The sequence below is a fragment of the Vibrio tetraodonis genome (genome assembly GCF_003350295.1).
Taxonomy (GTDB): domain Bacteria; phylum Pseudomonadota; class Gammaproteobacteria; order Enterobacterales; family Vibrionaceae; genus Vibrio; species Vibrio tetraodonis.
The window spans coordinates 175558-190985 of record NZ_QLYY01000005.1 but is presented as its reverse complement, the minus strand read 5'-3'; the positions used below and the strand labels follow the sequence as shown (position 1 = coordinate 190985).

General features: G+C 43.3%; 14 protein-coding genes. 1 reads left to right on the top strand and 13 read right to left on the bottom strand.

What is annotated here, in order from left to right:
* Nucleotide 1 precedes the first annotated feature (1 nt).
* The 7 genes from DPF90_RS01090 to DPF90_RS01060 form a co-directional block, all read right to left on the bottom strand.
* Nucleotides 2-493, bottom strand: a complete 492-nt coding sequence (locus DPF90_RS01090) for a L,D-transpeptidase family protein (protein ID WP_114783791.1) — start codon at nt 491-493, stop codon at nt 2-4.
* Nucleotides 494-795: 302 nt separating this feature from the next.
* Nucleotides 796-2430 carry a BatD family protein gene (locus DPF90_RS01085; protein WP_114783789.1) on the bottom strand — a complete coding sequence of 545 codons (1635 nt, stop codon included), beginning with the start codon at nt 2428-2430 and terminating at the stop codon, nt 796-798.
* A 2-nt stretch (nt 2431-2432) separates the two neighbouring features.
* Nucleotides 2433-4229 carry a vWA domain-containing protein gene (locus DPF90_RS01080; RefSeq protein ID WP_114783787.1) on the bottom strand — a complete coding sequence of 599 codons (1797 nt, stop codon included), beginning with the start codon at nt 4227-4229 and terminating at the stop codon, nt 2433-2435.
* Nucleotides 4222-5190 (bottom strand): vWA domain-containing protein, encoded by a 969-nt coding sequence (locus DPF90_RS01075; protein WP_114783785.1) that lies wholly within the window; start codon nt 5188-5190, stop codon nt 4222-4224. Before DPF90_RS01075 ends, DPF90_RS01080 begins: the two co-directional genes overlap by 8 nt.
* Nucleotides 5183-5656, bottom strand: coding sequence for a DUF4381 domain-containing protein (locus DPF90_RS01070; RefSeq protein ID WP_114783783.1), 474 nt, complete (start codon nt 5654-5656; stop codon nt 5183-5185). Before DPF90_RS01070 ends, DPF90_RS01075 begins: the two co-directional genes overlap by 8 nt.
* Nucleotides 5653-6579 carry a DUF58 domain-containing protein gene (locus tag DPF90_RS01065; protein ID WP_114783781.1) on the bottom strand — a complete coding sequence of 309 codons (927 nt, stop codon included), beginning with the start codon at nt 6577-6579 and terminating at the stop codon, nt 5653-5655. The genes DPF90_RS01070 and DPF90_RS01065 overlap by 4 nt, the downstream gene beginning before the upstream one ends.
* A 9-nt stretch (nt 6580-6588) precedes the next feature.
* Nucleotides 6589-7545: an AAA family ATPase gene (locus DPF90_RS01060; protein ID WP_114783779.1), complete on the bottom strand. Its 957-nt coding sequence runs from the start codon at nt 7543-7545 to the stop codon at nt 6589-6591.
* Nucleotides 7546-7861: 316 nt separating this feature from the next.
* Between DPF90_RS01060 and DPF90_RS01055 the strand changes: the two genes are divergently transcribed.
* Nucleotides 7862-8062, top strand: coding sequence for a restriction endonuclease subunit S domain-containing protein (locus tag DPF90_RS01055; RefSeq protein WP_114783777.1), 201 nt, complete (start codon nt 7862-7864; stop codon nt 8060-8062).
* Nucleotides 8063-8103: 41 nt separating this feature from the next.
* Here the strand turns inward: DPF90_RS01055 and DPF90_RS01050 are convergent, their stop codons facing one another.
* From DPF90_RS01050 to DPF90_RS01025, 6 genes are all read right to left on the bottom strand, one after another.
* Nucleotides 8104-10131 carry a methyl-accepting chemotaxis protein gene (locus DPF90_RS01050; protein ID WP_114783775.1) on the bottom strand — a complete coding sequence of 676 codons (2028 nt, stop codon included), beginning with the start codon at nt 10129-10131 and terminating at the stop codon, nt 8104-8106.
* Nucleotides 10132-10386: 255 nt separating this feature from the next.
* A complete protein-coding gene (locus DPF90_RS01045; protein ID WP_114783773.1) occupies nt 10387-11295 on the bottom strand; it encodes an aldo/keto reductase in 909 nt (302 codons plus the stop codon).
* A gap of 54 nt (nt 11296-11349) precedes the next feature.
* Nucleotides 11350-11907 carry a lipocalin family protein gene (locus DPF90_RS01040; protein ID WP_114783772.1) on the bottom strand — a complete coding sequence of 186 codons (558 nt, stop codon included), beginning with the start codon at nt 11905-11907 and terminating at the stop codon, nt 11350-11352.
* Nucleotides 11908-11990: 83 nt separating this feature from the next.
* Nucleotides 11991-12203, bottom strand: coding sequence for a DUF3955 domain-containing protein (locus tag DPF90_RS01035; RefSeq protein ID WP_114783770.1), 213 nt, complete (start codon nt 12201-12203; stop codon nt 11991-11993).
* 79 nt (nt 12204-12282) lie between these two features.
* On the bottom strand, nt 12283-13953 hold the full coding sequence (locus DPF90_RS01030) for an RluA family pseudouridine synthase (RefSeq protein WP_114783768.1): 1671 nt from the start codon (nt 13951-13953) through the stop codon (nt 12283-12285).
* 110 nt (nt 13954-14063) lie between these two features.
* Complete coding sequence (locus DPF90_RS01025) at nt 14064-15287, bottom strand: multidrug effflux MFS transporter (RefSeq protein WP_240314432.1); 1224 nt, start codon at nt 15285-15287, stop codon at nt 14064-14066.
* Nucleotides 15288-15428 lie beyond the last annotated feature (141 nt).

The window sequence follows — 15428 nt, the reverse complement described above, 5'->3', positions numbered from 1 at the left end:
TTTACCATCGAATATCAATCGGGGTACCTGGTTGGACTAGAGTGAGTAACTCATCCATCTCTTCATTGGTGATAGCAATACAACCATTGGTCCAGTCAAAGCTTTGAACAAAGTTAGCTGGGCGTGTTTCGCCATTTCGTAGGCCATGGATTTTGATATTTCCGCCAGGCTTTATTCTCCGTGTGGTTGCATAATCGATATCGCTTTGGTTAGGGTAGCTGATGTGGATTGAACGATAAAATTCTGATTCATCAATAATAAAGTCTAAGTAGTAACGCCCTTCTGGCGTGCGTTGATCACCTTCTTGTCTTTTGTGGCCTTTTGGTGACTTCCCTAACGCAATGCGAAACTCACGTATGATCTGATGGTCATCAATCAAATACATTCGGCGTTTCGACTTATCGACTTTGACTAAATCAACTTGTGCCACCGAGATAGACGTAAAAATAAGACAGCACGCTGTGATAGCAATTTGAGCGATCTTAAGCTTCATTTCCCTTCAACTTAAAATAGAAAGGTAGCGTTTGAGCTACCTTTCGTGACAAATTATTTCATCAGGGCGAAATAGAAAACATATCACGCTCTGTAAATCCCAGGTTCTTTAATGCTTCGATTGCTTCCGCGCGACTCTTAGCATCGACTTCAAGGGAAGTCATGTGGGACCCATCGAAATAAACGATGACATAATGAGTACTGGGATCTGGCTTTTCAATTGCCGACATCATTCCTCCAGTTACCATTTCTCAATGTACTAGGACTTGACTAATGCCTCTTTATTTCTTGCCTTCATTTCGGTTACAGCTTAGCCAATTCCTCCTCAGGCCTATGATTTGAACGAGGCATCTTGTCCACCTTTTTAATAAGTTTAAGCAGGTTTGTTGCATTCCAGCCAGTTTCTTGCGAAGAAAAACAGGATTTCTGCATCAGGTCTAACTCACTTTTCACTTCGTCAATCACGGTTTTGTCGTCAATACTCACCTGATTAAGCCACTGTGAGGCGCAGTGCTGAGCCTTAAAGTAGTCTTCGGACTCTAGAGCATCGATAAGAGTTGAACTTGAATTTGGCTCCAATTTTCGGTCGGTTTTTGGTTCTGAGCCCTTAACTTTACTTCGTACTAGCAGTCCACTGGTGATGAGCCAAAGTAGTGCAAATAGGGCGGTGAGATATGGCCAAAACCCCGCGTCATGCACGGTAATGGTTTTAGTCTCAACAGGCGTGGAATACTGCGGCGCTGGAATTGAATTATTGAGATTCTCTCCTGGCTCAACAGTGAGAGATAACCCTTCGATGTGCGCTGTATTTTGTTTTTTGTTTTGACTATCCCACCAGTTGAGGTCCAGGCTTGGTAGCTCGATACCGCCAGCCTGTTTAGGGATCAATACTTGTTTAAGCGTCATACGCGTAATGCCATTTTCAAGCTGCGAAAACTGGGGCTTTTCTGCATAAACGCGAATATTTTCTGGGTAGTTGATATTGAGCTTAGGAAGGCGTTCTTGAGGTAGTCCTTCTACATCCAAGGTTATCTCACGAGTAATCGAATCGCCCACTTTGGTCGCAAGCTCGGTGCTGGGTGTGATTTTCTCTCCATTGGCTGCAGTCCATGTCTGTTTAAGAGACAGCATTGAACTCGGTAGCCATACGCCAGAGTATCCCTCAGGCTTTGGTTCAACATTTATGTTAAAGACTTCTGCGGGGATATCGACTGAGACAAGCTTTGTTGTACCCACTCTGTCGTTCCCGTAAATCACTGACCCTTTGAATGCAGCGCTGTGCAAGGTATAGTCTCCAGAGTTGTCGGCAGTCACTCGATAGTTTTGGTCAAGTACGGTGACTTCAACGCCATCAAGTACACTTTGATACTGATTAGGCTCACCAATTTGTGTGAGGGTAAGCCCCTCGACTTTTGGTGGCACAACTTGGGGATTTTGTAAGCGTCTTGGATCTGCTTTAATGATCAATCGCGTTCTTAGCGAAGCACTTTCATCTGGGTAGAGTTGGGTTTTATCTAAAGAAGTTCTGAGCTCGACCAAATCCGATACTTTTGGCTCGTCAGAGTCTTGTGTTACTTGTATCGCAATGGGTTTAGAGCTATTGCCGTCAATGGTAAAAGCAGGGATTTTGGCAAGCCCCAGCTTTTGTGCTGCCAAGGTGATATTCCATTCACTTCTGACGGTCCGATTGCCATTGACAATATTTATTGATGAACCAAAGCTCGGCCTGCTGACGTAGAAATCTTTTTCAAGGGCACTGAAATCTAGGTCATCAGAGGACGCTTTTTCGTCGACCACAACACGCAATTGGAAAACTTCATTTTTGACGACTTTATTCTTGCTTACGGTTGCCCATATATTGGCAGCGATAGAAACAGGGCTAAAAAAGGCTATTGTTAGAGCGACTATGCTCATCAGTTTAAATGCTCTTTGATTCATAATTACCACTTCTTACCTGTGTTCTCTGGTGGTTGCTTTGATTTTGCTTGTAATATCAGTTGTGCTTTGAGAAGACGACTGGGATCTCGAGCACTCTCTACTTGTTCAAGTTTTCGCAGCGCTGGATCGATAGGTTCAGCCCCTTCCTGTTGAGAGAGTTGTTGTGATTCTTGTTCTAAGGGTTTATCGGGCGTCTTTATTTCCTTTGGCGTTGATTCGTGCTCAGAAGAGGTTTGTGCAGTTTCCTCTTTGTCTTGTGATTGTGACTTCTGCTCATCTTTTGCCATTTTTTGTTCGTCAGACTGGTTCTGCTTGGACTCTTGTTCTTGGGATTTTTCCTCTGCTGAAGAATTTTCCTCTGATTGAGAGCCTTGTTGTTGCTCTGATGAAGAACTCTCATCAGACTCTTGTTGCTGTTGCTGTTGCTGTTGCTGTTGCTGTTGCTGTTGCTGTTGCTGTTGCTGTTGCTGTTGCTGTTGTCGAACAATTTCTAGGTTATGTTTGGCATCTGAGTTATCAGGTTGCTGCTCTAGTACTTGTTCATAAAAGCTTATCGCTTGGTCAAAATCTTTGTTTTGAGCATATGCATTGGCAAGGTTATACTTTCCTCTCGGTGTTTGTACGCCCTTTAATGACTCAATAGCAGCGGCAAAATCACCTGCTTCATATTGTGCCATGCCTTGCCATTCTTTATTTTTAAATAGCTCTGCTGCTTGCTTATATTCTTTAGAATCAAACAGCCTTTTTGCTTGCTGATCGTCATTAAGCCAAGGTGAAGCCTCGACACTATTGATGTTCATGGTAGGCAGAATGACAACGAGTAGAGCGAAGACCACACCACGACGAAACATGATGAGTGCAGGTATTAGTAATAATGGTACTAACCAGATACCGTTGTTTACTCGGTCCATGATTTGTTTGGCTTGATTGAGCTTACTGGTTGCTTCTACTTCATTGGTTAAGCGACTGATCGCTTCAATATCACTGTTGTTAAGCTGGATAGGAGTGAACAAGCTTTTAGATGTGCGAGCAAGTTTAGCCATGTTGACGAAATTTGATTTTGCCACCACAGTGTGTCCAGACTCAGTTTTAAGTAATGTACCATCGGAGAGCTGAATAGGAGCCCCGGATTGGCTGCCCACACCTAAAATCGTCAGTCGCCACTTTGTGCCCTTGAGCAGAGTTTCAATGTTATCTGCTTCTTGGTCATCGATGTCGTCTGTAAAGAGCACTAAGTCACCTTGAGACAAGCCAGTATTTTTCATCATACTAATGGCCTGCTTTACAGCAATTGCAGCATTAGCACCTTGAAATGGCATGAGATCTGGGCTGAGATTTGGGATTAAGTTTAAAATGGTGTGGGTATCTGACGTCATTGGACTGACGGTATATGCATCTCCGGCATAGACGATAAGACCTGTACTCCCTTCATTCCACTGCTTTAGTAAGTCACGGGCTTTATACTTAGCTTGAGTTAGTCGATTGGGTTTAATATCAGTAGCATACATGGACATAGACATATCCATGATAAGCACTCGACCACTTTGGTTGGAAAAGCTTGGCCTTTCTGATGCAGTAAAGCTTGGACCAGCTAAAGCAACAATGGCAATAAACCCTGTGAAAGCTGCTATGCTGATGCTCAAGTTACGAGAGGAGTTATGACTAAGGCCCATTGCCTTTGCTAAGTGAGGAGCAATCAAGGTTTTACTTCGACTGCGCTTAATCAGCCAAATAACCATGATAGCAAGTGGTAGCATCATTGCTAACCACTCTGGGTAAAGAAAGCGAAAATCAGACATGGTTTCTCCTGATAATCAACAATGAAAAGAAGCTGACAAGTGCAATAGCTAAGGGGATAGTGAACCAATCTTGCTGGGGTCGCCAAGTTTGCGTTGTTTGACTAATAGGCTCAAGTTCATTGATGGTATCGTAGATGTTGGAAAGCTCTTGGCTATCTCTGGCCCTGAAGTATTTTCCACCAGTCATTGAGGCAATTTCCTTTAGGGATTTCTCATCTAAATCTTTTGCTGTATTGACCTTTCGAGTCATAAAGAACTCTTTTACCAGCATCTCACCCGCTCCGATACCGACAGTGTAAATAGTGACGTTGTATTTTTTGGCAATATTGGCCGCCTCAATCGGGTCAAGAACTCCTGCGGTATTGGTGCCATCACTGAGTAATATCATCACTCGTTGAGGGGCATCTCCGTCGACGAAAGTTTTGGTCGCTAAACCTATCCCTTCTCCTATGGCCGTCTTATCGCCAATCAGGCGAAGAACGGTCTGGTTGAGTTGCTGGCTGACTGTTTTCCTATCTAGCGTTAGTGGGGTTTGCAAATAAGCATGATCGGCGAATAGAACTAAGCCCAAACGATCCCCTTGACGCTGATTAATAAAGTCGCCTAATACCTGTTTTACTGCCGTTAGGCGATCAATGTAGTCCCCATTTAACTGCATGTCTTCTTGGCTCATTGAGTACGAGAGATCGACCACTAGCATCATATCTCTGTGCTTAGGTTGTGTGATGACAGGATCGCCGTACCAAACTGGTCTTGCAGATGCAGTAACCAGAGTAATCCAGATCACTGCGGTTAAGCCTTTAGCCATTAAACTCCACGATGAGTTACCTGCCGGCGACTGGGGCAGGTAGGGCATATAAACAGGAGATGATGTTTGAGCTGGGGGCAATAAAAAATAAATTAGTAGTGGCAAAGGCAGCAGAAGGAAGTTCCACCACCATACAAACTCTATATTAGCCAACTTTTGTCCTCCTTCGTTTGGGGGGAAGTGCTTCATTGACCCATTGTGAGCAATGAGAGACGAGTTCTGACGCATTACCTAAGGGCTCTTTTGAATAAAGAGCAACTTGCCAGACGTCGTAATTATCTAAAAATAAGGGGGCTTTTACTTGCGTATCGAGGAAGGCATACCACTCCTTGCCAGTCAGTTTGGCAACTTCTTCTCTTGGGTAGTAACACAATGCAGCTTGGCGAAGCAATTCAAACGCTTCTGCTGGCTTTTCACCAGCTTGAATCAACCTTAAAGCGGTTTTCTTTGGCGCCAGCCTTTTCTTATTCCAACGATAAATGAGCCATATGACCAAAATAGATAGAAGAGTGGCGCCAGCACTTGCCCACCAGCCCCAAGCGATAGGAAACCAAGAGGGGAGTTCAGGCAAATGCATCGGATTGAGTGGTAACAGAGAATCCTTGTTTAATGTGCTCATTGATCACGTCCTGATAATTGTTGTAGTAGTGATTTTTGAGTCGAGAGACAAGTAAAGCTCAAACCATGACTGTGAGATAAGCTTTTTAGCTGATGCTGCTTTCTTTCAAACGCTGCAGCAATCTGATTACGTACTTTGCGAGAAGAAAAGTCTACCCACATGGTACTGCGCTTATCAGACACCTGCTCAACTCCCCGATAGTCCGTAATACCAGACTCCAAGGGGTCGGATATTTGAACTAATCTCACTTGATTGTGGGATCGCAGGCGAGAAATTAACAACTGATTTTGCTCGGAAAAGCGTAAAAAGTCGCTGATTATCACAACTTCGCTGCCTTTAGGGCAAAGACGGTTTAATGCATGAAACCCCTCATTCATATCGTTTGAGCGGATATTAGCGGGATCAAGCAATATGCTTTGATGCAGCTTTACCAAATTTTGGATCATTGCCAACGGACCTTGGTTACGGCTGCTTGGCTTAAGCTCGGTAAGCTGGGTTCCTGTATCGACAATGGCGCCCACACGGTCTTTTTGTGCCACAGAGAGCCAGGCTATTAAGCTCGCCATATGGGCTGCGAGGACTGACTTAAACATGAGTTTTGAGCCAAAGCGCATGCTGGCACTCAAGTCAATGTACAGAACAATCGGCTTTTCTCGCTCTTCCGTGAATAACTTTGTATGAGGTTTGCCAGTGCGAGCCGTAACTCGCCAGTCTATGCTACGTACGTCATCGCCGGCTTGGTATTGCCTGACTTCTGCAAAGTCCATCCCTCTGCCAAGTTGCTTACTTTGGTGTTGGCCAAGTACCTGAGACCATAAACTCTTTGCTGGTGGTAACCAGTGAATAGCGTGTTGTTTAAAATACAACAGTTCATCAAGACAAAGATTTACGCCATCAGAATATGGAGATAGCTGTTTATCCATTGGTAAACCCTACGCGCTGCCTACGAGCGACAGCAGTCGATTGACGACTTGGTTGGTGCTAATCCCTTCGGCCTGAGCTTGATAGCTAAGTAGGATACGATGTCTAAGGACAGGGAAAGCCATCACTTGAACATCTTCGGCGGTAACATAATCACGGCCTGATAGCCAAGCGTGAGCGCGCGCGCATCTATCAAGTGCAATCGTAGCACGTGGGCTGACCCCCATCTCTATCCAATTATTCAGTGTATCGTCGTATTGAGTCGGCTGGCGCGTCGCCATGACAAGTCGGATAATATAGCTCTCGACGGTTTCCGCCATGTGAATGTTCAATACTTCTTGTCGTGCGGAAAATATGTCTTGCTGACTAATCTTAGGAGCTGTAATGTTTTGCTCACCTTTGGCCTCTCCTCGATTGAGGCGTAGTATCTCGAGTTCGCTCTGTGCATTAGGGTAGTCAACATTAAGGTGCAGAAGAAATCGGTCGAGCTGCGCTTCGGGCAGAGGATACGTCCCTTCTTGCTCAATAGGATTCTGTGTTGCCATGACGAGGAACAAGTCCGGTAGAGGGTAGGTTTTTCTGCCGGCGGTAATTTGCTTCTCAGCCATAGCCTCTAGCATTGCAGCTTGTACTTTTGCTGGCGCTCGGTTGATTTCATCGGCTAGGATTAAAGAGTTAAATATAGGTCCAGCTTGGAAGGTAAACTCCCCTGTTTCTGGGCGGAAAATATCGGTTCCTGTCAGATCCGCGGGTAATAAGTCAGGAGTAAATTGTATGCGGTGAAAGTCGCCTTCTATACAATCGGCAAGTGACTTAACCGCTCGGGTTTTCGCAAGGCCTGGCGGTCCCTCGACTAATATGTGCCCATCAGCAAGCAGTGCAACTAAAAGTTGTTTGACTAGCTCAGTCTGACCAATGATTTGTGTGCTTAAATACTGCTGTAACTCGTTAAATGGTTGAGAATTCATCAATACTTATCTCCTAACTTTTTCTCTTAGTGGTTTTATTGACGAAAAAGTTCATCTAGTCTGCTTCTATGATCTAGCGATTGAATAATTGTTAATCAAATCAGATACCAGATATAAATATCATTATTTCAATTGTTTACATTATGGGGATTAATGCTCATCTTACAAGTCATCAATATTGAAAAATGGGTTTTACAAACTTGCAAACACCAGCGTTTACTCATGCCAGTATTCGAGAGATAAAACATGGTTAGCTCAGCTTAAGCAGTTAGGGTAAAATAATTTATTGTGATGAATTTAATTGAGCCCCAAAAATATGAGTAACATAGAAAATGAATTAGAGCTGATGGCTAACGAGATTAGTGATGAGCCAGAAATTGCTCTGCCGTCACTTGAAGAACAAAAAATGATAGCGGCCGAGCTGAAAAAGCTTGAGGAAGCAGGAGAGTTAACCCCTGAAGTACTGGAGCGTTACTTTGGCAAGTTTTATTCGAAAACGGACAAGCCAGTTCATTAAGCGTAACGCTTGTCTCCACTTCTATCGATGACAGCCAAGATTTAGCTTGTCGAGGATGGTGGATCGTAACGGTGAGACTTTTTAAAGTAGTTGAACAGGGCCTTTAATATGGTTTTATCTGTGACAGATGCGCCATCAAATTTTAAGCCGTAACTGAAATAGTCTTCGACAGGGACGACGTGCATAATGGTTGCTTTAATCGTTATGCTTGTTCTGCCATCTTTGGTGACTTCTTGTGGTAGGTTAATTTCTATATCGACAAGACTATTGCCTTTAAATTCTGTGTTGGAGCGGACTTTGGCGCCTTCCATACTAATGTCACTTGTTAGACCTTCAGCATGAGTACTTCCCTGTGACATTTTAACCCGAATTTTGTTATCTGCTCTTGGCTCGGCACGTTGCTCATCTTCTGGCATTGCCATCGACTCATTGACATTCGTTTCAAAGCCTCTTAACTGCTTGTCGAGTGTCTCGGATATTTCATGCAGGTCACCAGCAACCAGCGAGGTTGTCTTGGCTTTACTGCTACTTTCTGAAAGCACTTTAAACAGTTCTTTTAACTTGGTGTCTAGATATTGCAGATTATCAGCTTGCTCTCGATTGAAATTAGCAATCACTTCAGCACTCTCTGTGGTTTTACTAATTCCATCAGACATGGTGGTAAAAGACTCGACGGTATTAGCAGAGGTTTTCTGAGTTTGATGTACAGCGCCAACCACGGCTTGCATTGAGTTGACCGAGTTTTCGACTTTTTCCATCAGTTGAGTGATAAGATCTGAAATTTCTTGGCTTGAACTTGATGTTCTTGCAGCTAGATTTCTTACTTCATCTGCCACAACGGCAAAGCCTCTACCTTGATCGCCAGCGCGTGCCGCTTCTATTGCAGCGTTGAGTGCGAGTAAGTTTGTTTGCTCGGCAATATTGTGAATAGACTCTGTAATTTCATTGATTTGAAGGGTGAAGTTTTTCAGCTCCTCGATTTGTTCGGCGGTATGATTAACAGAGTCCACGGCTGTGTTAAGTTCTTGAATACTGTTGTTTACCACCACAATACCAGCTTGCGCGGTTTCCATGGTCGTTTTAGATGTACTCTCGGTGCTTTTAATGTGTTCGCTGACTACATCAGAAATCTCTAGCAGCGATGTAATGGCTTCTAGCACCTGAGATGAATTTTCTTGCTCTAACTGACTGCTTGATGATATTTCAGAGGAAACCGCTGAGACTTGGTGAGCGGAATGAGCCATTTGGCGGCTATTTTGTTGGACGACATTAATCACATCATGCAGAGACACACGCATCTGCTCGATGTTTTGGGTTAGGTTGCCCATCTCATTATTAAAGTGTTCCTTTTCATTGTAATCTTTTAAATCACCTGTGGTTATGCGCCGGGTGGTTTTTACCGCCTGCCCAATTGGCCCGAGTACATTTCTTAACGTTACTTCTGCAAGAATAATTGTGATCAGGAGTGAGATAATCGCGATGATGATCTGATTGCGCTCCATTTTAAGAATCTTCTCGAAGGATTCATCATTAAACATGAGCACGGCTTTATTCATGTTTGCCAACACTTTAACACTGTATTCACTAAGTGCTGCGAGATTTTCAGGACTATCCCCATCTTCTAAGATACTGGCGACATTTTTCTTTTGTTGCTCCCACATCTGTTTGACTACCTTTAGCTGCTTCTGGATGTGGGGAGGCGCGGGCGGAATATCGACTGGCTTAGTCATGCCTAAATCTTTGTAGGTTTTTCCTCCACGGGTGAGCGCTTCGAGAGTAATATCAAACAACTGCTGCGTTTTTCGGCTGGCTGAGATGTCGGGCTTACTCTTCTTCTGGTGAGCAATATCCATTGCAAGCAAAAACTCTTTGGTGAATTTCTGAGTCAGCATTCGCTGTCTGCCCGCGATATTAATAATCAAGCCGTCACTTTTTTGTTTATCGAGAGAGGTGATGGTATAGCCAATGATAGTGGTAAGAATCAGAGTAAAAAGTACGGTTAGGAGTCTGAGTTTTGCCTTGAGGCTTAAACTGGCAAAGTTGAACAAAACATGTTTCTGCATTGACATCGATTTTCCTTAAACCTTTCTCGAGTTGATTTTTTAATCACAACTTAAAAGTTATATCCATACTTCACTATCATCAAGTTGGGAAGGCTGAACATTTTTCAATCTGTGGTGTAAAGGGGGGGGGATGTTTTTGGTATTGACTCGCTCTGCCTTAGCCGTACGCAAAGCCCAAAGAGTGTTGCTAGTTAGAAGTTATAAAATAAAAAAGCGCCCTGAATGAGCGCTAATGATTTGTAAAGTAGCGTGGTTAGCGAGCTAAGGCACATTATGACCTTTAGATGCTACCCATACTCGATACCATTGTTCACGAGTTAACTCTAATTTGAGCGAATCAGCAGCCATTCTGACCCTTTCTATTTTACCTGAACCAATGATTGGTATAGGTTTCGATGGGAGCATTCTTACCCAAGCGTATATAACTTGCTCTATACTCTCTGCCCCCACTTCACATCTAATTGCTTCTAATTCGTCTCTCACCCTTTTGGCTTGCTGGGTTGAACCAGTAAAAATACTGCCTCCACCTAAGCAAGACCAAGCCATTGGTTTGATGCGATTCATCTGGAGTAAGTCCAAAGTTCCATCATGGGCAACATCAAAATTGATAGGGTTTATTTCAACTTGGTTAGTGACCAGGGGCTTGGATAATCGAGATTGGAGTAAATTGAACTGACTTGGAGTAAAGTTTGAAACGCCGAAGTGTTTAACTTTGCCTACTTTGTAGAGTTCACTAAACGCATCAGCAACTTCATCAGCATCCATTAATAAGTCTGGTCTGTGGATAAGCAAAAGATCAATCTGTTCTATGTTGAGCCTTTTCAGTGAGTTGTCGACGGACTGATGAATATGCTTGGCACTTGTATCGTAATGGTTAATTTTACGGGTAGGAAATTGTGCGTCACACAGCATAATGTCACACTTAGTCACTATCTCAATCTGCTCTCTGATCGAAGGGTCAAGTTTGAGTGCTTCTCCAAATAAGGACTCACACTGATATCCCCCGTAAATATCAGCATGATCAACCGTTGTGATGCCTAAATCTATATGCTGCTTAAGAAAAGATAATCTACTTTTCGCTGTCATTCCCCATTCAGCAAGCCGCCAATAACCTTGAACCAACTCAGATAATTCTGGTCCTTGGGGAGCAATTGTCATCTTCGATACCATAGCTTCGTTTCTCTTTCGGCTAGATTTGGCGTTACAGTATGCTTGTTTGGAAAATTACTCAACTGATAAAAATGATAACTTAGACTCTTCAAATAGCCTTTCTTGCTGGACGTAAATCAGTTCGTCAGTATTAAAACCACGTTGTTTAGACATTTTTTCAAATTTCTCTATGACTTCAGGACTGACGGTTGGAGTTCGAGAAAGTAGCCATAAATAGTCGTGATTTGGCCCAGAAATGAAGGCATAGCTGTAATTATCTTTATCTAGTTCAAATACGACATAAGAGCCGTAAAAAGGCCCGAAAAAGGAGACTTTTAGATACCCCTCATCGGCACTGTTGACAAAAAAGGCTTTGCCTTGGGCCTCGCTCCATTCATCTTTTTTTGCATCGTATCCTCGATTGAGAACGGACACTCCGCCATCATCTCTTAGTGAGTATTGCGCCGTGACGTCGGATAACCCACGTTCAAAGGAATGGTCTAGCCGCGCTATCTCATACCAAGTACCAAGGTATTTGGAGAGTTCGAAGTTATCAACGGGCTCAACGGATTTAGGCATGCCTAAGCAGCCAGATAAAGCGAATAACATGGCAGCAAGTAGTATATTTTTCATTGGTATCTCCGCAGTCAAACTAGATGATACGTCATGTATCTCGAGAGGATCACTACATAAACTTGAGAGGGATAAAGTGTTACTTAGTATCGCTCGTTAAACCCCTTAATAAGTTGTACTACATAAGCAGTGATGGCAAGTATTTCAAATACCCAAAACAGAGGGATTAGACCAAACGGCTCAATTAAAGTCCCGTCATCATCGACGTGAGACCCAATTAGAGCATACGTTAACAAGCACAGTAAGCCGATAATACACAGTGTCACGCTAGTTCTGTTAGGAATAAGTTTTTTCATATTGCACCTTTGAGATTGTTTTAGCAATGCACTTAGTCGTTGGGTCAATCTATGAATGAATGCTTCTTCGTGCAAGCTTTTAAAATGGACTTTCAGCCTCGAATGTCATTCGCTCTTTGGTGTATGGGTGTTCTATCACAAGGCGTTGTGCGTGAAGGTGTAATCGCTTTGCTCTTTGTCCATAGAGGCCATCTCCATGCATGGGCATGTTGAGTCCAAGATGATGAGCACAATGAACCCTTAGTTGATGAGTTCTGCCAGTTTTGGGGTAGAGGTATAACCTACTTTGTCCTTCTTTGACCTCGACACACTCCCAGTAGGTCTCGGCCGATTTACCATGTTCAAAACAGACCAGTTGACGGGGCCTGTCATCGGGATCGCCTCGCATGGGTAAATCAATTTGGCCGCTTTGGTCCTGCACTTCTCCTTGTACGATGGCTACGTAGCGTTTTTCTACTGTTCTAGTAATAAACTGTTTCTGTAAACTTTTGTTCGCTCGTTTGGTTAAGGCGAACACCAGTAGGCCTGATGTCGCCATATCCAGCCTATGTATAACAAATGGACCTTCCGCGTTAGGGTAGAGTTTTTGGAGTCGAGTAATGGCTGAGTCTTGTATGGTTTTACCAGGAATAGAGAGAAGGCCAGCAGGTTTATTAATGACAACGAGTGCTTCATCTTCAAATACAATGTCCATCGTATTATGTTCTGCCCATGCTTTCTCAAGAGGGTTATCATTCACATCCATACCTTGAAGCATGTGGCCGAGTATAGGCTGACATTTACTGTGACAAGAAGGGTAGAACGTCTTATGTTGGCGGATCTCTGATGCAGGGGAGTTACCCCACCAAAATTCAGCCATAGCCAGAGGTTTAAAGCCATGTTTAAATGCGTAGTGAAGAAGTTTTGGCGCCGCGCATTCCCCTGCGCCCGCTGGAGGAGTGATGCCTTCAAATATCGAGTTTAGTGATTTTTCTTCCGCGAGAATATTTAAAAAGCGGTACTGCTCAAACAATTTGTGCTGCAGTGCATTCGATAGCATTTTGCGCTTATCTTTTAGCTGGTTTAGCTCATGGTCAAGCTTCTGCCACTCGCTTTTCACCTGATCAATCTTGTCTTGCCACTCTACTTTTAGGTATTTAAGCGTGTTTTTATCATCGACACTTTGCTTTGCGAGGCTGTCCAGTACACGCTTAAGCTCGGCTCCGTTGAGGTGCGATTGAGCATCTTGGCGCTGCAATTTTCTTTCAGCCCGATTGGTGATCATTTTTGCTCGATGAGTGCTTTCTTCTTTTTTATAGTTTGATTCGAGTTTTTCAACCTGACGGGCAAATTCTGTTAGTTGAGTACTGTTATTAAGAGTATCTATCTGGTCATTGATTGACATGATCTCTTCATTCTCAGTATGGAAAAAGCTTTGCTTAGCAAATATATCAAACACAGGAGGGACAAAACCGGTTAGTTTGCTTTTCCCAGCTACTTTTCCTGAAAAAGCCGAAAGATAGCCAATTTCGCCTTGTGGAGATTTGACGATAAGCACGCCGAACATTTTCCCCACTCCATCAGAGTGACTATCGAGTCCAAAATTGTGAACCCATTCGCTTTGGGTGAGCAGGTATTGCTGAAGCTCACTGGCGGCAAGTTTACACAATGGATGTGGCTCATAGAAAAACGGGAAAGTGAATTTCTCAGGCAAGCTATATTCATCAATACAAGCATTGAAAGGAGTAAAAAGAGATGTACTGTGATGCATAGGATTTGCCAAAGTGACCAAATAGGAGCCAGATTTTACTCATTTATCGATGAATTTCCAGTGGCTCCTACTTGGGTTAGTCTCAAGCTTCTTTGGGTTTCAACCTTATCTTAGGCTCCTAGGTTGCTCCCTACCTTTAGCTGCTTGAATCGTTTGATATTACGAAACAACACCAAGACCGCAATGCCCATAACAATGGTTGTCATTGCATTGATTACAGACTGCGAAGAGCCATCGTAAAAGCTGCTGGCTACATCAATAGCAATCGCCACCAAAACCAGTCTAATAGAGGTTACCAAAGATGCAGCAATGCCTGTCATCTCTGGGAATACCTGCATGGAGTCTGCAAAGAAAAGTCCGATAGAAAGTGCGGCTCCTACTGAAAATACGCACACAATAAAGGTCAGAAAGTCCGGCGAACTTAGCATCTTATTAGGTACCAGCCAAAAAGAGGCGATGGAAAGAAACATCAGGCAGAGCCCAGAGCCTTTTAATTTTTCTACACCGAAGCGGTCGATAAGGCGCCCGTTGCTCAAGCTAAACAGAGCAAAGGTGCCTAGTGTGGCCATTTGGTGAAACGGAAAATACTCGGGCTTGACCTCAAGGTTATCAACATACAAAAGCGACATATTTGAGACAAATACCATGTAGCCTGCGAGAATTAAACTGGTTATCAGCGTGCTATACCAGAATGAGTAGGATGAAAGTACGCATTTATAGTCAGTCATTACTCGCTTGGGAATCAGCTTTTTACGTTTTTTGCTAGGTAGAGATTCAGGAACAAACAAAAAGCATTTAACTGCTGAGATAAACACCAAGATGGCGATAAACTCAAAATTGCCATGGTATCCCAAGTGAATACTGATCCACCCACCAATGAGTGGTGCAAAAGCCATGACACTGACTGTGAGCGCGTTGAGGTCTGCCACTAATTTTGCTGCGGACTCTTCTTCAAAAAGATCGAAGATCATTGTAGTACCCACAATGATACAGGCTGAACTGCCAAAACCTTGAATTAGACGAAACGCGAGCAACTGTTCAATAGTTTGAGCAAAGACACAGCCAATGCTGGCGCTAAGAAATATCAAGAAACCAAACATCATAATAGGTCGGCGACCAAAATGATCTGAAAGTGGCCCGTAAATAAGTGAGCCTAAGCAGATACCAATAAAATTGTAGCTAATGATTCTCTGAACCATGACTGCATTAGTGTTTAAATCCTTAAGTATGTCTGGAAAAGTAGGCAGATAAATATCAGTCTCCATGGATGCTGCAAGAAAGATAAACACCATTAAAAAACGAAACCACTTTCCATGATGAGATATAGGGAACATAGTTAATCCAACTGAATTATATTTTTTAGATACCACAAGCTGGCTTTACTGAAAAGTAAAGATATATGCTTGATAAACATTGTTATTTTAGGAATGCGGTTGGCTAGAGAGGATGTGTGCCATAGGGTAGTGCATGCCCAT